The sequence below is a fragment of the Bacteroidales bacterium genome, from assembly GCA_035353855.1.
In the GTDB taxonomy this organism is placed as follows: Bacteria; Bacteroidota; Bacteroidia; order Bacteroidales; family CG2-30-32-10; genus DAOQAK01.
Genome location: DAOQAK010000037.1, coordinates 21,038 through 41,734, shown reverse-complemented (window position 1 = coordinate 41,734; position 20,697 = coordinate 21,038). Strand labels below are relative to the sequence as shown.

Genomic DNA, 20,697 nt, shown 5'->3' with positions numbered 1-20,697 from the left:
CACTATTAAAGCGTTTTGATTTTTCCCTGCTTTTTTCCTGAGGAAACTCCAAACTGTTTAGGAATAGAATAATTCTCAGTTGGCAATTCACAACGAATGAATCCGCCGCAGACGTATAATGACAATGAATGACTACAAATGACCATTAACCAATTTTAAATTCTGCATTCTGATTTCTCTTGTTAACTTATCAACTTGTCATCTTGTCTACTTGTCACCTTGTCTACTAAAACTCTGTAATACTAAACTTCAAAGGGTATAATGGTATAGGGTATAAGGAAATATTTCATTAATAATTGAACATTAAATATTGAACATTTAATGTTCATCTTTCCTTGTAAGTAAAAAACTATTATATTTGTCTTCCATTAAAAAAATTAAGCTAATTATAATTTATGGCTAATGTACTTTTAACACAGCAATGTGTTCGTTCCTGTCCTTATTGTTTCGCAAAAAAACATATGGCCGATTCCGAACCCGATGATATTCTTACGTGGGACAATATGATTTATATTGCCGACCTTATGGAAAGTTCTAATGAAATGGGGCTTTCGTTGCTTGGCGGAGAACCCACGCTGCATCCGCAGTTTGTCGATTTTGTGATGTATCTGCTCGAACGCAGGTTCCATGTAAATGTATTTACCAGCGGCATACTTTCTGAGAAAATGTTCAACGAAGCCGAGCGTGCACTCAGCGCTGTTTCGCCCGACAGGTTCTCATTTGTATGTAACGTGAATAATCCCGATAAGTCGCCTTTTTCCGAACTGGAAAATGTACGCAGGTTTCTGAAAGCATTCGGGCATTTGACCACTCCCGGTTTCAACATTTACAAACCCGATTTCAACTTAGATTTTATTTTACAGTATATTAATGAATATGGACTGCACAGGCACATCCGTCTGGGTATTGCATCGCCTATACCGGGACAGCATAATGTTTATGTTCCTATCAATAAAATGAAAGATATGGCCAAGCAGATAGTATCGTATTTGCCTATTCTGGAACGCCTGAAAATTAAAGCCGGTTTCGACTGTGGTTTCCCGATGTGTATTTTTAACGAAGAGGAAATAGGAAAGCTTTACAAGCATAACAGCGGCAGGCTTAGCTTTGGCTGCGGGCCGGCTATCGATATTGGTCCCGATATGACCGTGTGGGGATGTTTCCCATTATCGAACATTCATAAAAAATCACTTTACGAATTTAATTCGGTTCATGAAATACGCGACTATTACCGCAACCTGCACCAGAAGGTGAGAACCGAAGTTGCCGGAATTTTTGATGAATGCGACGATTGTGTTTATCGCGAGGAAATGCTTTGCATGGGGGGTTGTTTAGCTCATTCATACAATCATTTTTTGAAAGAAGCTAATGTACGATTTAAAGAAATTTATCAATGAGAGAACATATTTTAGTTTGTCCGTTTGACGAGAGTTTACTCAGTCGTTTGCATGATGAAAGTTTAGTTGTTATTGCTCCAAATTTTGAGCAGATACCGCATGTATATCATACAGCTATGCAAAGAAGCAACAGGGTGATTTGTGTAGTGGTTTATTCAAAAGGCTCACTGGCAGCAGTTCCGTTTCACGAAAGCTGGAAAGGAATTCCTATTGCTATTTATGCCGGCGAAATGGGGCCATTCAAGGAATTTATGATGCGTCTGCCGCTGATACGCGACTTGAACATCCGTATTTTCCTGAATTCTGATAAGAAAGAAAATTTTACAGCGCTGCATATTATTTCGTCGCTGCATATCAACTGCGGACTTGAATTTGGTGAAAGTGATTTCGACTGGGAAGCTTTGAACGACCTGATGACTTATGCCTTGTATGGAAAAGTTCATCACGGGGTCATGGAGCCCTTCCAGTTTATTGCAAGCCGCTATAACCCGGAAAGACTGACTGATTTTGGTACAGTTTATTTCAACAATCCTAATATTTATCTTCATATTGATAAAGATGAGAATATAGCTATATCGCGTAAAGATCTGCAAAAAGGAAATTTTATTGCCAAAGGACTTAATGAATTAAATGATATTAAGAAGAATAAAAAGTTTGAAGAAGCTTTACATGAATGGCAGAACTTTTTCCTGCAAAATAACACTTGTGCTTTTTGCCCGTCGTGGCGTGTATGCATGGGGAAATTTACTGATACCATTGAACGAAACCCGGGTTGTCAGAAATTCTTTGCCGACCTGATGGAAGCCACCGACCATTTCCTGGCTTCGGAACATAAGAAAAGAGAGAGGGAAGTATGGCAACTATAATTTTCAAGCCTACTGAAAAGTGCAACTCCAATTGTATTTATTGTGATGTGGTAGTACGCAAGAAGCCCAAAACCATGTCGTATGAGTTGTTGGAATTGATATTTAAGAATATTGACGAATACCTGAAATCAATTCCGCAGGAAAGAATACAGTTAATATGGCATGGTGGCGAACCGTTATTACTGGGTGAGGAATATTTTCAGAAAGCCATTGAATTACAGGAAAAACATTGCAGGGATACCAAACACCGCATCGACCATGCTATTCAATCGAACCTTACTTTGATGAATGAAAAATTCCTTGGGTTGTTTCGTCAGTTAGGAATAAACCAGGTAGGCACCAGTTTCGACCCTATTGCAGGAGTTCGCGGTCCCGGAGCGGAAAGAGATTCTGTATCATACAACAGTCGATTTTTTAAAGGATTAAACTTATTAGAGAAGCATAATTTCGGTTGGGGTTTTATTTATGTGGTTACAAAAAAATCATTAGCCCGACCGCTTGATATTTTTTATTATCTCACCAATATGAAATTAAGCGGTGGATTTATGCTGAACCCTGTTTTAATTTATGGTGAAGACAGGGAGAACATAGGTATTACCACCGAAGAATATGCCGATTTTCTGGGCGCTATTTTCCCGGAATGGTGGAAACACCGCAATCGTTTTCCGCAGGTAAATCCTTTCAAAATGTTTGTTGAAAATATTATTGAAAAGAAAAAAACGGTAGGGTGCGAAGATACCGGCAGATGTGCTTACGGGCATGTTTATATCGGTCCCAGCGGTGAAGCTTCGCAGTGCGGACGTGCCGGCGACTGGGAAATTATTTCGTACGGAAATATCAATGAACGCTCATTGATAGACATAATGAAAGACAAACAGCGCGAACAATTTATTGAACGCAACGATATTTTAATGAATGGAGAATGTAAAGGGTGCCCGTGGTGGGAATTCTGTCATGGCGGTTGCCCTCTCGATTCTTATATTAAATACAAAGATTTTAAACATCGCACTAACAGATGTGAAGGGAAAAAGTTATTTTTGGAAAAATATTTTTTCCCCATAACAGGAATACGATTTTAATTTATGGCAAAAACTGAGAAAAAAACAATCGAAAAAAAGATAAAACCTGAAGTTGAAGAAACAAAGGTTATTGAACCGGGGAACGATGAACTTTGGATAAATCCGCTGGGTGGTTATGGCGATATTCTTATGCTTTCGGGAGTGCTGAAACTGGCACACGATTCAGATCCTCAAAAAAAATACAATCTTGTAAGGCGCACGAAATATACAAATATTTTACGCGGTCATCCGGCAATAAAAGAAGTTGGTTATCCACCGAAAGATGCAAAATTTATTGAATTGAATTATTGGGATGCGGAAGGATATACTTCAGGCAAATTCAGGGCTTTTCAGTTACTTGCCGAAAAATTCGGATTAAAAACACCTGTTGAGGAAAAATTATTTATCCCCGGTGAACTGGAAGACGACCCATTGTTAAATAATATCATTCCCTGGAAAAAGAAAAATATTATTATTTCACCTTCAACCGATTCACCCCGCAAAATGATGCATCCTATGGCGTGGCACAATATTGTGGAAAGGCTCAATGCGGAAGGAGTTTTGGTAATCCAGGTAGGAAAGATGCAGGATATGCATATTAAAGGAGCTTATTCTCTTTTAAATTTAACTTCACCACGGCAGTTGATTTCTTTGTTAAAAAGATGTAACTTTGTAGTAACATCGGATAATTTTATCATGCATGCCGCACACCTGGTAGAGAAACCGGCGGTTGTTTTGTGGGGTCCGACAAAATCAAGTGTGTACGGGTATGCAGAGCATATACATGTTGAAGCTCCATTAGATCATTGTCATCTGCGCAATGAATGTTTGGGACCCGGATTATCGAATAACTATCCAACCCCTTGTCCATTGAAGCAAGAACATTGTATGGATAAAATTCCTTTGGATAAAATAATAAATGCTATATTTACACTTTTATAATTTAATTTATAAATAAAGTATTAATTAAAAATTAAAAAATGAGCAACTCCTCCAATGACTCGGAAATCATGAACAGCCAGAACCCTGAGCAAAATCAGGATAAAGATTCTAAGCTGTCAAGAAGAGATGCGTTAAAACGTGCTGCCAAGCAAACTCTTGGGCTAGCCGGGCTTTTTGCAGCTCTTCCGGCATTTTCATCAATAACCCGCAGTGGTAACGAACAACCTGAACGTACCACAGAAGGTAACTATTACGATTATTATAACTATTATAGTTATTATTATTCCAACTATTCAGATTACTATAGTTATTACTATTACTACAACTATTACAGCTACTATTATTACTACAATTATTACAGTTATTATTACTATTATAACTACTATAGCTACTATTACTATTACAACTACTACAGCTACTATTATTACTACAATTATTACAGCTATTACTATTATTACAATTATTATAGCTATGCTAGTTACTATAATTATTATAGTTATTATTACTATTATAACTACTATAGCTACTATTATTACTACAATTATTACAGCTATTACTATTATTATAACTACTACAGCTACTATTATTACTACAATTATTACAGCTATTACTATTATTATAACTACTACAGCTACTATTATTACTACAATTATTACAGCTATTACTATTATTACAATCAGAATCAAAATCAGAATCAAATCCAATAATAGTAAGCTATATATAAATAAAAAGAATGATTTAAATAAAACACTTTTTGTAATGCCTGAACCGGTTAAAGGAGGAGTTAGCCGGTTCAGCATTATAATAAAAGGAGAAAAAAAATTATATTATGGGTAGAATAGGACCATTAGAAATAATACTAATCTTAGTAATTGTTCTTCTATTATTCGGAGGGAAAAAAATTCCTGAATTAATGAGAGGCCTTGGACGAGGAGTAAAGGAATTCAAAGATGCTTCTAAAGCAGATGACAAGCCTGATGATAAAGGAAATAACAAACCGGAAGAAACCAAAGAATAATATCAGTTAATGTTTCAATTTTATTAATAAAATATTTCTATTGTTTATATCAGGAATATTTTAAAATGATGAAATCATCATCTTCATTATCTGAATATTAAATTCAAAAAAATATTGCATTTCATATAGGTATGTGATAAAATATCTCTCATACGATTCAAATATATATTTACTTTTCTTTTTGTTTAGTGTGGAATTATAAATGTTATTAACAACAACCTGTTGTTGAAAACTTGTTAACAGAAATAAATTTTTTAAAAAAATTTATTATCTTGCAAAACTAAAACTGAAATAAAACAACCATTTCAGACGTTAATTAGTTTATAAAGCACAAACACCTAAATAACTATCATATGAAGCACGCAAAAATATTGTTATTATTGGTTTTCATTACTTATATTTTCATAAGCGGAAAGCTTACAGGCCAAAATATCAGTAATGCAAAGGATACTGGTTTTGTTCCGGTAGTGATAAAAAAAGATAACCCTATTGTTGCCGCATTAGATAGTTTAGCATTATTAAATTGTTTTGAAAAAGCTGTCAGTACAGAAAAAAAACCAAGTAATAAATACAATTATGCAGCCGGATATGTTCCTTCATTTTCTGATTCTGTATATGCACAAAGAATAGCAAAATTAAATTCTGAATCTCCTTTTGGGTTGACTTATAATATTGATGTTAAAAATTTTATTGATCTGTATGCAGTTAAAAAGCGCGCTTTAACCCAACGGATTCTTGGTTTATCAAAATATTATTTTCCTTTATTTGAAGAATACCTGGACAAATATCATATTCCTCTTGAACTAAAATATCTGGCAGTTGTTGAATCGGCTCTTAACCCTATTGCAAAATCTCCGGCAGCAGCCAATGGTTTATGGCAATTTATTTATGGTACAGGAAAAATGTATAATTTAACAGTTACTTCATATATAGATGATCGTTTCGATCCTTTAAAATCAACCATTGCTGCCTGCAGGCACTTTAAAGATCTCTATGCTATTTATAAAGATTGGTCACTGGTTTTGGCTGCATATAATTCAGGTCCGGGTAATGTGAATAAAGCGATCAGAAAAGCAAACGGGGAAATGGATTTCTGGAAAATAAAAAAATACCTTCCCCGTGAAACACAGGGTTATGTTCCTGCTTTTATTGCTGTTGTATATGTAATGAATTATGCAGAAGAACATAATTTATATGCGATAGAACCTACTTTTAAAAGCTATGAAATTGATACGGTTACAGTAAAAAATAAACTTACATTCGATCAAATATCGGAAGCACTGAATATTCCTATTGAAGACGTAACTTACCTGAATCCGATGTATAAACAAAGTATAATTCCGGCATTTGGAAACGATTATTATATATTAAGATTACCAAAATCCTATATTGGTGATTATATAGCAAATGAAGATTCATTATACCTGTATAAAACCAAAGCCATGATTGCCGAAGAAAAACTTCTTGCAGAAAAATTAAAACAACAAAAGATAAAGGATTCCATTCAAAATGCTAAATATTATGCATATAAAAACATAAGTAAAACTACCACAACAACTTTAAATACAATTGATACATCATTAAAAAGCAATTCAAATGTTTCTGATAAAACATATACTGTTAAAGCAGGTGATGGTTTGGGGCTTATTGCTGAAAAATACAAAACTACTATTAATCAAATTCAACAGTGGAATAAATTAAATTCATATAATATTTATCCGGGACAAGTTTTGTATGTTCAGGATCCTACAGTCAAAGACACCAGTAAAACTTCTGTTACACCTACTGTTGCTGCTAATAATACTAAAACAGAAACCAAAACACAGGTTTCTCCCACTACAAAAATCGTATACCATACTGTTCAAAAAGGTGATACGCTTTGGGGAATAGCTAACCAATATAAAGGCGTTTCGGTTGAGGAAATTAAAAAATGGAATAACCTTACCGCTAAAAGCCAGTTATACGTTGGACAAAAATTGAAGATAGCTATTGCCAGTTAATTATAGTCAATGGTTGAAGGTTTGGGCAGCTTGTTAAGTCAATGGTTATAGTCCTATAGTATAAACTCTATTATACCGATACGGAAATGATTTATTCATAACTTATTTTATTTTAAAGGTATTCATGAGCTCACAAGTTCGGTTGCAAAATTTCCTATCGGCATAACAGAATCTAAGCACATTTTGCTTTACAAATCTGCTAAGATTCTGTATAACAAAAAACATTTACCCAAACCAGTTGCCACCAACCTAAAACTATCATACTTTATTTCTGTTTAGTTTCTCATCGAAGCTACAACAACTTCAGCAATATCTTTAACTCCGGTTTCAGGATTTTTTGCAAAAGTTTTCTTACACAAAGGGCAGGATGTAACAATAAGTTCGGGTTTATATTTAAGTAATGCAGCAGTTGCATCCATAGTAATTGCTTCGCGTTGTACATGATTTACATGAAGTCCACCAATACTGTTACCGCAACACATACTGCTTTCTTTTTCATTCTTAATTCGTTGAAGTGATAACGTTTTTTGGAGCAACTGACGGGGTTCTTCGTACACACCACATCCACGGCCAAGTTCACATGGGTCGTGATAAACGGCTTTTATTTCGGATTTATTGAGGCTGATTTTTCTTTCATTAACTAATCGTAATAAAAATTGACTATGATGAATTATCTCAATATTCAGCTTATAGTCTTCTTTGAACGATTTCAGGCAGATAGGGCAGGAGGTAACTAAAGTTTTAGCGCCTGATTCTTTAATAAGATTATGATTTTTTTCAATCAGTTTATGAGCTTTCATAATCTCTCCCGAAACCATTAATGGACGGCCACAGCAGATTCCTCCATCTTTGTCAATAAAAGTATAATCAGTTCCTGCTTTTTTAAAAATTTCTTCCATGGCAATTTTAATAGTAGGAGTAAGATGAGTCATACACCCTGCAAAATAAGCCACCGTAGCTTTTTCTTTTTGTTGAGGATTAATAAAATTAAAATTCTGTAATCCGGGTGCGAAATCAAGTCGCTGAGAAACACGAATGTTGTTTAATCCTATTCCAACCGGGCAGAATTCCTGGCATCGTCCGCAAAGCAAGCAATCAAATGCTTTTTCTTCTTTGACATTTTTATTCCGTACAGATTGAAGGAAATATACAGCCTGGGTATCTTTTATTCGGGAAGAAGTTAACAATGGACATTTATCAATACACAGTCCGCAACGCGAACAAGAATAAACTTCTACTTTTGAATAAGCATTAAAAACTTTACAGCTTTTTATTCCGAAATTTCTTAGGAAAATTAAAACAGCTTCGGTAAAGATATGCATATATCGCGAGTAAGGCAGGGCAAGGAAAAATACACAAAGAACAGATGAATAAGCCCACCATGTTGGATAATAAAGCGTTTCGAGAGGTAATGTGTAAGCGAAAACTTTTCCAGCATTTCCGGTTAAAAAGCCACCATTATTGTACAATCCTGATGTGATGCTTTCGGCAAAAAAACGCAAGGGAAAAATCAGCCATAATGAAATTAATGCAAAACGGTCACCAATTCTTAGTTTCGTGGTTTTCTTCATTCCGAATAATCGCGACCAAACTCTTTTTATTAAAGCCAGTACAACACCTGAAAGTACCAGTAACAAAAGGAAGTCCATGATAAATTTGAATTCATCAGCCCACGGATAAATATTGATATTGTGATTAAAAAATTTGAAGAAAATGGGTTCATAAGGCATATTGAAAGGTCGGTGCGAATGAATTTTTGATTCAAGCGAACCGCCTATTATCAATAGAAACCAACCGAAGGCAAGGCTCATGTGCATATAACCAAGCAATGCGTTTTCTTTAAAAATTTTACGGTGAATCAAACTTTCCAGGAATACTTCACGAATACCTTTAAATAATTTTATACTGAAAAATCCTCGAACTATTTTTATTTTTTCATCTTTATCGAGTTTGTAAATCCAGTATCCATACTTAAGAATAAGAGTAAGTATAAGGATTGAAGCCCCTATGGAAAAAGGTAATATAAACGGGTCGTAATTCATATATTATATTTTTCTAGAGCCTGACTAATTTTAATAATTACATTTCGGGTATTTACACCACGCGGGCAAGCCAAAAAACATTTTCCACAAAGCATACATTTTGAAATTTCGGCTTGTATTCCTTTTGTGTCGCCACGTTTGACAAGGGTGATTATTTTTCGCAGGCTTAACTCAGTAAAATTTCCTGAACTACATGTAGCAGTACAGGTTCCGCAGGCAATACAAATATTAAAAGAAGGTTCGTGTTCGCGAACATATTCGGAAATTCGTTTATCGGTTTTATCGAAATCGATTTGCCTGTCTTTATTTATAGTATATCCGAAATTTTTCATTATTTTAACTCTGCAATTCTTTTTTCAATGGGATAACCTTCTATATAGCTGGCAGTCATAATTGCAGCAGAGCGCGAATCGGCAAATACATTGTTGATGGTACGTGGCGAAACACAACAGCCAGTAAAAAACACACCGGGAACATTTGATACTACAGATAAACTATGCTGATCCTGGCTTTTCAGGAAACCGTTTGCGCCAAAATTCAACCCAAGCATATTACCAATTTTTTTTGTTCCTTCTGAAGGAACCATTCCTACCATAAGAACAAGCAAGTCAATACTCATTCTTAGTGGCTTTCCGGCAAGTGTGTCTTCAACTTTTACAAGTATTGAGCCATCCATGTTTTCGCAGGCCTCCGATAGTCGGCCACGAATAAAATTCACTCCTGATTTTTCCTGTGCCTGTTTATACAGCGATTCGAAATGCATTCCGAACATTCGCATATCCATGTAAAAACAGAACACTTCTGCATCAGGATTTTTTTCTTTTATTTCGATAGATTGTTTAACTGCTGTAACACAACAAACTTTTGAACAATAAACATTTCCTACTTTTTCGTCGCGCGAACCTACACAATGAACAAAACCCACTCTTTTAGGAACTTTTCCGGTAGGGGTAAGAACATGTTTTTCTTTTGTTAAAAGAATTTCAAGTTCGGCTGAAGTAATTACGTTATCATAAATTCCGTAACCGTATTCCTCTTTTTTTCTTGCATCGAATAAATCGTAACCGGTAGCAACAACAACTGCATCCGATTCAAATGTTCTTCCATCAGAAAGTTTTACTGAAAAAATATTTCCGGCTTTTTTAGCATCTATAATATCCGCATTTTTAATCACATTGGTTTTTGAAAGTTCAATACCTCTATCGATAAAATTTACAACATCTTTACCTAAGCGCATTGTTGGAAAAAGTTTTTCCCAGTTCAGCAGATGACCACCTATTTCATTACTTTTTTCAAGCAAAGTTGTTTCATATCCCATGGAAGCCAGGTAGGTAGCAGTCTCCATGCCCGCGATACCTCCGCCTATTATTGTTACTCGTTTTTTCATTTTTTAAAATATGGTATATGGTATAAGGGTATACGGTATATTAATTCTCCATTATACCATTATTTTTTCATTTTAACTTTTTTTGAGATTCAACAAATTTGATATATCCGTTTAATGTAATTTTTGCATCTTCTATTAATTTAATTCCTTCTTCAAATACTTGTTTATTGATATAACATAAATCATAACAAGAAATCAGATGATCTTTTAATTCGTAAAGAGACCCTCTTGAAATACGATAAAACTGAATTCCTTCCTGATAATGATAACGGCCATAACCTTCAGAAATATTTGCTGTTCCGCTAATACAAGCTTTACGAATTTGAAAATCCAGATTATGTTTTTCTTCAGGCGGAAGACAAGGAATAACTTTTTGATAGAAAAATAATTTTATTAATCTTACTTTTTTCCATGCTTCGAGAGTGGTGAAATCCTTTTGTTCATTATATTTTTCAAGAACCTCTTCAACTCTTGAAGTATCTTCAATAATAGAATTATATTTTTTTATCTCAATCATTTTTAATCTATGATAATTTATACCCTTATACCCCCTATACCCTATACCTTTAATATGTCTTCAGATTTACTGGTTTTTCTGGAATTCCAAGGAATGTTCCACTTTTATCAGAATATTTTTTTGAAGGGTCATAAGGTATTCCTATTTTATCAAGAATAGGCTCGCATGAAACCTGGTGAACCTGTAATCCTATATCCCATGGGTCGTAGCCCAGAACCATTCCTGCAACTTCTTCAAAAGTAAACACTGGAATTCCCTGTCCATCCTGACCATAAGTTTTTCCTTCCATTTCGGCAATGGTATATTGCCATTTATCAAGGAACATAGGGCAACCCGGGCAATTGGTAATGATCATATCGGGTTTATACGGTTCCATTGATTCAAATTTCTTATGAGAACAAGCTACAGAATAACCCCTGTTAGCCTGAACCAGATACTGCCTGAATCCAAACCCGCAGCAATGGCGACGTTCAGGATAATCAACAATTTGTCCGCCCCAGTCTTCAATCATTCCAACTAAAACATAAGGATATTCAGCACCACCAACACCTACATGTGGAAACATTTTGGCATAGTGGCATCCAATGTGTTCAACTACCTTTAAAGGTTCACCGGTATTTTTATTGATCAATTTGTATTTTGCTTTCTGTGCAATTTCTTTGCGGAATTTAAAAATCACATCGCTCGCATGAGCCAGATTCTTTGGAATCTTAAACTCTCGTCCAGTAGCTTTTTTCAGGTAGCCTCTTACTCTTTCTTCTGTTTCGGGTGAGTGATGCCATGTTTCGAGAATTTCGGTATAAAGCCCGAAAGAAGTAATACATGAAGGAACCAGGTTTTCATAACCCGATTCGGTCATCAAAGCAAACTGTCGTGCAACAACGGTCATTGCAGTGTCGAAAGGAACTACATCGGCATGATAGCCAATGCCTGTACAGGTTGTATGGCATGGATGTTCGTAAACATCTTTACCAAGCTCATCACGCATGATGCGAAGAAACGTTTGTTCAGCTCCAGGGAAAAAATTCTGGCGAACACAGCTTCTTACATAAAAATATTTGTCATCAGCAATTTCTTTCTGATAGTCTTTCCAGATAGCACTTTTTCCTTCTGTTTTCATCGTTCAATAATTTTAATCTTCACGAAAGTGTTTATTGCTGTTGTGTGAAAAAACATGATTAAAATATTCGTTTTCATTTGTTTCGTCAAACTTCATGTTAAGTTCTTCGGCTTTCTTTTTTGAGAATTCTTCAATTTTCCGGAAACGTTCATTACCACCACTCACTTCGAATATCTTACGAAGTTCATCGAGTGCTTCTTCTGGTATTTTACGAAGAATGCCGGGACCTTCGCCTTTATAATTAGCGCCAAGTCTGTCGAAAACTTTTCTCCAGTTTTTTTGTTTCCAGTCCCATATTGGTCCTTGTTCCGGATGGTTGCTTGTAGTTACTCCTTCAAGATAAAGACAATATCCATAGTCAAGGGTCCATTGACCGACAGTTCTTTTTATTGCCAATTGTTGACGTCCTTTTTCCGATTCGGTGAAATATCCTAAGTCTTGTGAAAGCGAACGAAGTGCGCAAATAATCAGTCCGGGCGTATTGCCACGCGGACAGCGGGTTTTGCACGACATACATTCGCCGCAATACCAAATTTGTTCACCTTTTAGCAAAGCAAGAATTTCATCATCGTCTTTGCTTTGAACGGTATCAGCGATCATTCTGGGGTCGTAATTGTAAAATTCTGCAGCCGGACAAATTGCAGTACATGTGCCGCAATTGATACAAGCTTTTATCCCTTCCTGAAACCGGATATCTTCCTGTAATTTATTATATAATTCTCCCATTTTTCCTTGTATATCAATAGGCTAAGCAAAGGTAAAACTTTTTATTTTTAGAAAAGCTAATGAAATATTAAATTTTGAATGTTTTATTATAAAAGTCTGAAGATTTTATAGATAAGCCAATTTTTACCATTGTGTTTTAACAAAACGATTGAATCGACATTAAATGTTGCATTGAATTTTTTATTTTGAAATTCATCCCATGCTTTGAAGAAATATTCTTTCTGTAAGTCGCGTGTGGCAATGGTCATATGAGGATGATAAGGGCGTTCGTTTTGTGAATCGTAAAGATTTATTTTTTCTTTTAAATGAATTATGAGTTTTTGGTGTAATAAATTCAATTCTTTACTTGGTTCGGGATTGATAAAAATGACTCTTGGTTTAAAACATCCGAAACTCTTCAAATTAAAAGAAAAGAGAACTTTCCCTTTAACAAAATCAGTCAATGTATTAATAAGTTCGTTTTCTTTAATTGAATCCATTTTAAATGGTGGATACAAAGTAATGTGTGGAGGCGAAGTAAGCGCAGCCTTAGAAGAATAGGTTGAAGCCATATGATTTTTCAATGCAACAACTTCTTTAGAAACTACGTCATCAGGGGTTATGGCTATGAAATAAAGGGAGTTCATAAAGCAAGAATGATTTATAGTAAAAAATCAAGGTAATTTTCACTATTAACAACATGATAATTTACATCTGTATATATTTTTGTAAATGCTTGTTTTTGTCTAGATTTTTCTGCTTTCCATTTGAATTCATAAGCAGTCATTTTACCGTCAATTATTTCTATCCAATCGGTTTCTTTTCCACTATAATTTCGCCAGAAATGGTATTGAACAGGGAGAAGTTCATCGTATGTTATTTTCTTAATTCGTTCTGAAACCATAAAATTTTCCCATAACTGCCCGATATCATTTCGGTCTTCTATTTTATTGAAAAGACTTATAACACCATTTCTTATTCCGTTATCCAGAAAATAATATTTACACTTTGAAGTAACTTCATCCCTTAAGTTATTACTATATCCATTTATTTTTTTAATTACAAATGATTTTTCAAGTAAGTCAAGATAACGACCTACAGTCTTTATATCAATATGTAATTTTGTTGAAAGCTCATTTAATGATACAGGACTCCCAATCTGAAAAGCCAGTAATTTTAATAGATTTGATAAAGTAACAGGTGATTTTATTTTATCCAAAGTAAGAATATCTTTTAAGAGATATGAATTGACCAACTCCTCAATACAGGATATTTTTTCTTGTCGGCTTTTTGAAAGAACAACTTCCGGATAACATCCATAAATTAAAAAATCTTCAATTTGTTGACGTAAATCATATTTTGAAAAATAATTTGAAAGCTCTGAATGCGAGAATGAAAATAATAAAAGTGTATTTTTTCTGCCTGTTAGTGGTTCTCCAATCATTCCTGAAAGTTCAAAAGAAGACGAACCTGTTGCAATTATTTTTAATCCAGGAATGTTATCAATAAGCAATTTTAGTGAATTTCCTACCTTGGGTATTTGTTGGGCCTCATCGATAAAGATAAGTTCATAACCTTCAGCATATTCTTTCAGTAATTTCAAATCAAGAGATTCAAACAATCTTCTAATTCTCATATCATCACCAACATCAGCTTTGAATTTAAGATTACTTTGCTCGAGATAATTGCGTACAATTGTAGTTTTTCCTACGCGGCGTGCACCATATATTACCAGAACTTTACCTTCTTTTAGGTGTTCCGAAAGATTATAAGCTCTTTTTATCATACCAAGTCCATAAATTAATATAAAAATAAAGACTATAATTCCACAAATTTAATAAAAAGATTTAAATAGGAAAAGTTTTTTAATAAAACACTTGACAAATCATTTTTATTTGTTAATTTTACCAAATGGTTAAACTATATAATTAAACCGTATAGTTAAAAATAATAACCATAATTTAAAACAATGAATACCAGCGATAAAAGTACGGAAAAAATAATTCTTGAAGCAGCAAAGAAAGTTTTTTTATTGAAAGGTTTTGATGGGGCACGCATGCAGGAGATAGCCGATGAAGCCAAAATGAACAAAGCGTTGCTTCATTATTATTTCAGGAGCAAGGACAAGTTATTCGATGCAATATCAAAAGAGGCATTTGAGCAGTTCTTCCCGCGTGTTGCCGAAATTGTGAATAACGAAAAAACAATTTTTGAAAAGATAGAATCATTCGTTGATATTTATATTACAATGCTTTTACAGAATCCTCATTTGCCGGTATTTGTGCTTCATGAAGTAAACCGTAATCCGGAACGGTTTATAAAGATTATTAAACATTCTGGAGTTAATCCGGAGTATTTTGGAATGATGATTCAAAAAGAAGTTGAGAAAGGCAACATTCGTCCTGTAAATCCTATTCATTTACTTATTAATATTCTTGGGATGTGTATATTTCCATTTATTGGAAAGCCTATACTTCAGGGATTTATTTTTAATAACGATAGCAATGCATATCAACAATTTATTTCGGAAAGAAAAGAAGAAGTGAAAAGATTTGTAATTAATTCCATTAAAAAATGAAAAAATATATTTTGCTTTTGTTTTTATTAATGATAATGCTGGTTTCGACTGCGCTCAACCAGCAGGTGTTTTCACAAACTGATACGCTGACTCTTGATTTTTGTCAGCAGAAAGCGCTGGAAAATTATCCGTTATTAAAACAAAAAAATTTATTAAATAATGCAAGCGAAATAAATCTTTCGGATAATGCGAAAGCATATCTTCCGCAAATTGCATTGAACGGACAAGCTACTTATCAATCGGAAACCACCGAGCTACCTATAAAAATTCCGAATGTTGAGATTCCATCATTGTACAAAGATGCTTATAAAGCAACACTTGATGTTACTCAGGTTATTTATGACGGCGGACTGGTTTCGGCAAAGAATAAACTCGAAAAAGCCAGTATTCAGGCCGATTTGCAAAGTGTTGAATCGGAATTGTACAAACTGAAAGATAAAGTAAACACTATTTATTTTTCAATAATTACACTTCAGGAAAATAAGAAGTTGTTGAAAATTTCAAAAAAAGATGTTCAGAATAAACTTGCTAAAATTGAATCTGGAGTGAAGAACGGTGTTGTTCTTGAGAGCAATGCACTTGTTCTGAAAGCTGAAATTATTAAAATCGATCAGCAAATTTCTGAAATTGATTATAGCATTTCTTCCGGTTATAAAATGCTTGGGGATTATCTGAACATCACCATTCCGGATAGTGCAAAATTAAAACTTCCTGAAGCATCTGTTATTTCTACAAATTATGATAATAAGAGACCCGAAGTAAAAGTTTTTGAATTGCAAGAACAAAAACTTGATATTTCAAAATCGTTACTCGATTGCAAACTTATGCCGAAAGTTGCGGCATTTGGGCAATTAGGATATGGTCGTCCGGGATTGAATATGCTTTCAAATACATTTGATGCTTTTTATATGCTTGGTGCAAAAGTATCGTGGACACTTTGGGATTGGAACGAAACGAAGAATGATAAAAAAATAATAGATATTCAAAAGCAAGTCCTCGAAACACAGAAGGAAACTTTTAACCAGGGGATAAAAATTCTTCTGGAAAAATATATTGCAGACATTGCAAAATATGAAAACATGATAGAGAGTGATAATGACATCATCAGCATTCGCGAAAAAGTTGTGAAAACTGCCGAATCGCAACTTGAAAACGGAACAATAACATCAACGGAATATCTTACAGAAATGAACAATCTATTACAATCGAAAATAAATTTACAGTCACATAAAATTCTATTAGCTAAAACAAAAGTTGATTATTTGACATTGAAAGGAAACTTTTAAAATAAATGAGTAGCAAGATGCAAGTAGCGAGTCGAAAGAAATGGCGAAATGGTGAATGGGAGAAATTGATTTTTTTTCTTTGCTTTCTTTGCGATAAACTCTGCGAATCTTTGCGGTTAAAAATTTAAATGAACAATAAATATTTCTTTATGAAAACACATATAATTCTTTTTTCGGCAATTATTTTACTGGCAGCATGTAACGGCGGCAGCGATAAGTCGGATGCTTACGGAACGTTCGAATCGACTGAAGTTACCATATCTTCAGAAAGTGCGGGAAAAATTCTTTGGCTAAAAGTTGATGAAGGACAGGCGCTGAAATCGGGCGATACTGTGGCTTTGATAGATACCGTTCAACTAGCACTAAAGCGCGAAGCATTGATTGCTCAACGTAAGGCAGCTTCAAATAAAGCTGATTATATTACTGCTCAGATAAAAGTTATTGAAGAACAGAAAAAAACTTCTGAAGTTGAAAAAAACAGATTGGAGAAATTGTTTAAAGATGGCGCTGCTACTCAGCAACAGATTGACAACATTAATGGAGTGATTGCTGTTTATGAAAAACAAATGTCATCAATTGAAACGCAGAACGAGCCTGTACTTAATGAACTTGAGGCATATGATAAACAAATAGCCCAACTGACCGATCAAATTAAACGTTCATATATTATTAATCCTATTGAAGGAACTGTTCTTACAAAATATTCTGAAGCTAACGAGGTTGTAATTCAGGGAAAAGCATTATATAAAATAGCCGATCTGGATTATATTTATTTGCGGGTTTATGTAAGCGGTGCACAATTACCGAATTTGAAACTGGAACAAAAAGTTAAAGTGCTGGTTGATAAAAATGAAAAAGATCTAAAAGAATATGAAGGCATAGTCAGTTGGATTTCTTCATCAGCTGAGTTCACACCGAAAATCATCCAAACAAAAGAAGAACGTGTAAATCTGGTTTATGCCGTAAAAGTGAAAGTTAAGAATGACGGTACTTTGAAGATTGGAATGCCGGGAGAGGTGAAATTTTAATTAAAGAATGATTAAATGATTGAATAAGAAAAAGTGGTCTCAGTTGAAGTAAAAAATATAACCAAATCTTACGAAAAAGTTCAGGCTTTGCATGAAACATCTTTTTCTGTTTCAAAAGGTGAATTGTTTGGAATCATTGGTCCTGATGGTGCCGGCAAAACCACGCTATTCCGCATTCTTACAACATTACTTAAACCAGATAATGGTTCGGCAACTGTTGAAGGTTTTGATGTTGTTAAGGAATATAAACAAATAAGGAATATTGTTGGCTATATGCCCGGTAAATTCTCGTTGTACCAGGATTTGTCGGTAAAAGAAAATCTTGAATTCTTTGCAACTATTTTCGGAACAACTATTGAAGAAAACTATCACCTGGTAAAAGATATTTACAGTCAGATTGAGCCTTTTAAGGACAGGCTTGCAGGAAAATTATCCGGTGGTATGAAACAAAAACTGGCATTGTCGTGCGCCATGATTCACAAGCCCGACGTGCTTTTCCTTGATGAACCTACAACCGGCGTTGATGCTGTTTCACGAAAAGAATTTTGGGAAATGCTGATGCGACTAAAGAATGTGGGGATCACCATTTTGGTTTCAACTCCTTATATGGATGAGGCAAGCTTGTGTGACCGTGTTGCTCTTATTCAGGATGGACGTATACTTTCAATTGAAAAACCAGATAATATCATAAAATCATTTAATAAGAAATTGTTTTCGGTTAAAGCGGATAATATTTATAAGCTCCTTAAAACACTGGAAAAATCAAGTGATTTAGAAACTGTTTATCCGTTTGGAGAATTTTTACATGCAATTTTTAATGATGGATTGAACGAAAATGAATTCGCAAAACAATTGATTTCAGAAGGATTTCAAAATGTTGTTGTTCAAAAAACCGAACCTACTATTGAAGATTGTTTTATGGATTTGATGAGGAAGAAAGAAGAAAAAAATAATTAATTTTTTTAGTATGCAGTTTGCAATTAGCAGTAGGCAAGAAAAATGAAATTAATATTTCTTAGTGAAACTTAGTGTCCTTTGTGTCTTAGTGGTAAAGAAAAATGAATGAAATTGAAAAAATAATAGAAGTCAAAAATCTGGTAAAAAAGTTTGGAAGCTTCGTTGCCAACGACAATCTGACTTTTGATGTTTTCAAAGGAGAGATATTTGGTTTTCTTGGTGCGAATGGAGCGGGCAAAACAACAGCAATGAAGATACTTTGCGGATTATCGAAACCAACATCGGGTGAAGTAAAAGTTGCAGGATTTGATGTTTACAAACAAACAGAAGAGATAAAGAAAAATATTGGTTATATGAGTCAGCGGTTTTCGCTTTATGAAGACCTGAGTGTTTTTGAAAATATTCGTTTCTATGCCGGTATTTACGGGCTTTCCAGGAAAGAGATCATGGAGCGTTCGGAAAAGTTATTGTCGAAATTAGAACTGAGTGAAGCGAAGAATGAAGTTATTAAGTCATTGCCATTAGGATGGAAGCAGAAGCTTGCTTTTTCAGTGGCATTAATTCATGAACCTAAAATTATTTTTCTTGATGAGCCTACAAGTGGCGTAGATCCTATAACACGCAGGCAGTTCTGGAAAATGATTTATGAAGCAGCAAGTGAAGGAGTAACAGTTTTCATAACCACGCATTACATGGATGAAGCTGAGTACTGCGACCGTGTTTCGATAATGGTTGATGGCCGTATTGAAGCGCTGGATACTCCCGGAAAATTAAAAGAAAAATTTAATACAAATACGATGAATGAAGTATTTCTGAAATTGGCAAGAAATTAAATAAAATTATCAAAATGAATTTTTTTGAAAAATATAAACCATCGGTAAACAAGAGAGCATTGCTTTTCGCAGCAGGCTGTGTATGGTGTTTTGCGGGATGTATACTAATAGCAAGAGGATTATTGATACTAGTTCCAATACATCATTATCTTTTTCCTGAATTGTTAGTTGCACTGATTTTTGGAATATGTTTTTATATTTTTCTTTTTACAAAAATCTCAAAGAAACATATACAACGTATATCACTTTTAAAAATTGATTATCCCTGTTTTTTCTCATTTTTTAATTTCAAGAGTTACATTCTAATGGCTGTAATGATAACAACAGGTATAATACTTCGAAAGATTGATATTATTAACCACGAAGTACTTTATACGTTTTATGTTGCAATGGGAATTCCTTTATCACTTTCAGCCGTCAGGTTTTTTATTTCAGGAATAAAAAATACAATCAATGTATAAATAGTAGTAAGTAACAAGTAGTAAGACACAAGATAGTAGTAAGACACAAGATAAAAAATGAAATAAAATATAAACACAAAAAATAATCAATATGAACAATTTTAAACAACTTAAAGTTTGGCAAAAAGCTGTTGAACTTACTACAAATATTTATAAAGAAACGAAAACATTTCCTTCTCAGGAACAGTTCGGAATTATTTCTCAAATAACAAGAAGCGTAGTTTCTATACCTTCTAATATTGCTGAAGGCTCCGGAAGAACTACATCAAAAGATTTTAACCATTTTTTAAGTATTGCCTTAGGTTCATCTTTTGAAACAGAAACATTATTAATTATTTCAAATAATTTAGGTTATCTGAACAAAAACAATTTTGAGAAACTAGTAAGCGAGGTAACCGAAATACAAAAAATGTTGCGTGGATTACAGAAATCTAATCTTTCATAATATGCACAACTTACGACTCCGCCGCGGCGGACTACTTACGACTTGTTACTTATTGTA

General features: G+C 34.2%; 22 protein-coding genes. 14 read left to right on the top strand and 8 right to left on the bottom strand.

The annotated features are described in order from the left end of the window. Positions 1–395: 395 nt before the first annotated feature. The 7 genes from PKK00_10415 to PKK00_10385 all read left to right on the top strand — a co-directional run bounded on the left by PKK00_10415 (position 396) and on the right by PKK00_10385 (position 7,281). Entirely contained in the window at positions 396–1,397 is a 1,002-nt protein-coding gene (locus PKK00_10415) for a radical SAM protein (GenBank protein HNW98810.1), read from the top strand. Then, positions 1,394–2,263 (top strand): hypothetical protein, encoded by an 870-nt coding sequence (locus tag PKK00_10410; protein ID HNW98809.1) that lies wholly within the window; start codon positions 1,394–1,396, stop codon positions 2,261–2,263. The genes PKK00_10415 and PKK00_10410 overlap by 4 nt, the downstream gene beginning before the upstream one ends. Beyond that, positions 2,251–3,342 (top strand): radical SAM protein, encoded by a 1,092-nt coding sequence (locus PKK00_10405; GenBank protein HNW98808.1) that lies wholly within the window; start codon positions 2,251–2,253, stop codon positions 3,340–3,342. Before PKK00_10410 ends, PKK00_10405 begins: the two co-directional genes overlap by 13 nt. 3 nt (positions 3,343–3,345) lie before the next feature. Next, the gene (locus PKK00_10400; GenBank protein HNW98807.1) at positions 3,346–4,263 is read left to right on the top strand and encodes a glycosyltransferase family 9 protein; all 918 of its coding nucleotides are present in this window, start codon (positions 3,346–3,348) and stop codon (positions 4,261–4,263) included. A 210-nt stretch (positions 4,264–4,473) separates the two neighbouring features. Continuing rightward, positions 4,474–5,100, top strand: a complete 627-nt coding sequence (locus tag PKK00_10395; GenBank protein HNW98806.1) for a hypothetical protein — start codon at positions 4,474–4,476, stop codon at positions 5,098–5,100. Then, positions 5,093–5,281, top strand: coding sequence for a twin-arginine translocase TatA/TatE family subunit (tatA, locus tag PKK00_10390; protein HNW98805.1), 189 nt, complete (start codon positions 5,093–5,095; stop codon positions 5,279–5,281). Before PKK00_10395 ends, tatA begins: the two co-directional genes overlap by 8 nt. Positions 5,282–5,634: 353 nt before the next feature. Beyond that, the gene (locus tag PKK00_10385) at positions 5,635–7,281 is read left to right on the top strand and encodes a LysM peptidoglycan-binding domain-containing protein (protein HNW98804.1); all 1,647 of its coding nucleotides are present in this window, start codon (positions 5,635–5,637) and stop codon (positions 7,279–7,281) included. A 275-nt stretch (positions 7,282–7,556) separates the two neighbouring features. On the opposite strand, the gene PKK00_10380 is transcribed toward PKK00_10385, so the two are convergent. From PKK00_10380 to PKK00_10345, 8 genes are all read right to left on the bottom strand, one after another. Then, positions 7,557–9,323, bottom strand: a complete 1,767-nt coding sequence (locus PKK00_10380; protein HNW98803.1) for a (Fe-S)-binding protein — start codon at positions 9,321–9,323, stop codon at positions 7,557–7,559. Next, on the bottom strand, positions 9,320–9,655 hold the full coding sequence (locus PKK00_10375) for a 4Fe-4S dicluster domain-containing protein (GenBank protein HNW98802.1): 336 nt from the start codon (positions 9,653–9,655) through the stop codon (positions 9,320–9,322). Before PKK00_10375 ends, PKK00_10380 begins: the two co-directional genes overlap by 4 nt. After that, positions 9,655–10,710, bottom strand: a complete 1,056-nt coding sequence (locus PKK00_10370; protein ID HNW98801.1) for an FAD-dependent oxidoreductase — start codon at positions 10,708–10,710, stop codon at positions 9,655–9,657. The genes PKK00_10375 and PKK00_10370 overlap by 1 nt, the downstream gene beginning before the upstream one ends. A 67-nt stretch (positions 10,711–10,777) precedes the next feature. After that, entirely contained in the window at positions 10,778–11,227 is a 450-nt protein-coding gene (locus PKK00_10365) for a four helix bundle protein (protein HNW98800.1), read from the bottom strand. Between the two features lie 49 nt (positions 11,228–11,276). Then, a complete protein-coding gene (locus tag PKK00_10360) occupies positions 11,277–12,347 on the bottom strand; it encodes a heterodisulfide reductase-related iron-sulfur binding cluster (protein HNW98799.1) in 1,071 nt (356 codons plus the stop codon). Between the two features lie 12 nt (positions 12,348–12,359). After that, positions 12,360–13,073, bottom strand: coding sequence for a 4Fe-4S dicluster domain-containing protein (locus tag PKK00_10355; protein ID HNW98798.1), 714 nt, complete (start codon positions 13,071–13,073; stop codon positions 12,360–12,362). An 86-nt stretch (positions 13,074–13,159) separates the two neighbouring features. Next, positions 13,160–13,699, bottom strand: a complete 540-nt coding sequence (locus tag PKK00_10350; protein ID HNW98797.1) for a 2'-5' RNA ligase family protein — start codon at positions 13,697–13,699, stop codon at positions 13,160–13,162. Between the two features lie 14 nt (positions 13,700–13,713). Continuing rightward, on the bottom strand, positions 13,714–14,838 hold the full coding sequence (locus PKK00_10345; GenBank protein HNW98796.1) for an AAA family ATPase: 1,125 nt from the start codon (positions 14,836–14,838) through the stop codon (positions 13,714–13,716). A 183-nt stretch (positions 14,839–15,021) separates the two neighbouring features. On the opposite strand from PKK00_10345, the gene PKK00_10340 reads away from it, so the two are divergent. The 7 genes from PKK00_10340 to PKK00_10310 all read left to right on the top strand — a co-directional run bounded on the left by PKK00_10340 (position 15,022) and on the right by PKK00_10310 (position 20,640). Next, entirely contained in the window at positions 15,022–15,630 is a 609-nt protein-coding gene (locus tag PKK00_10340; GenBank protein HNW98795.1) for a TetR/AcrR family transcriptional regulator, read from the top strand. Continuing rightward, positions 15,627–16,916 carry a TolC family protein gene (locus PKK00_10335; protein ID HNW98794.1) on the top strand — a complete coding sequence of 430 codons (1,290 nt, stop codon included), beginning with the start codon at positions 15,627–15,629 and terminating at the stop codon, positions 16,914–16,916. The genes PKK00_10340 and PKK00_10335 overlap by 4 nt, the downstream gene beginning before the upstream one ends. Positions 16,917–17,065: 149 nt before the next feature. Next, positions 17,066–17,944, top strand: coding sequence for an HlyD family efflux transporter periplasmic adaptor subunit (locus tag PKK00_10330; GenBank protein ID HNW98793.1), 879 nt, complete (start codon positions 17,066–17,068; stop codon positions 17,942–17,944). Positions 17,945–17,977: 33 nt separating this feature from the next. Continuing rightward, the gene (locus tag PKK00_10325) at positions 17,978–18,901 is read left to right on the top strand and encodes an ABC transporter ATP-binding protein (protein ID HNW98792.1); all 924 of its coding nucleotides are present in this window, start codon (positions 17,978–17,980) and stop codon (positions 18,899–18,901) included. A gap of 101 nt (positions 18,902–19,002) precedes the next feature. Further along, complete coding sequence (locus tag PKK00_10320) at positions 19,003–19,734, top strand: ABC transporter ATP-binding protein (protein HNW98791.1); 732 nt, start codon at positions 19,003–19,005, stop codon at positions 19,732–19,734. Positions 19,735–19,748: 14 nt separating this feature from the next. Continuing rightward, positions 19,749–20,195: a hypothetical protein gene (locus PKK00_10315; GenBank protein HNW98790.1), complete on the top strand. Its 447-nt coding sequence runs from the start codon at positions 19,749–19,751 to the stop codon at positions 20,193–20,195. 91 nt (positions 20,196–20,286) lie between these two features. Further along, positions 20,287–20,640 carry a four helix bundle protein gene (locus PKK00_10310; GenBank protein HNW98789.1) on the top strand — a complete coding sequence of 118 codons (354 nt, stop codon included), beginning with the start codon at positions 20,287–20,289 and terminating at the stop codon, positions 20,638–20,640. Positions 20,641–20,697 lie beyond the last annotated feature (57 nt).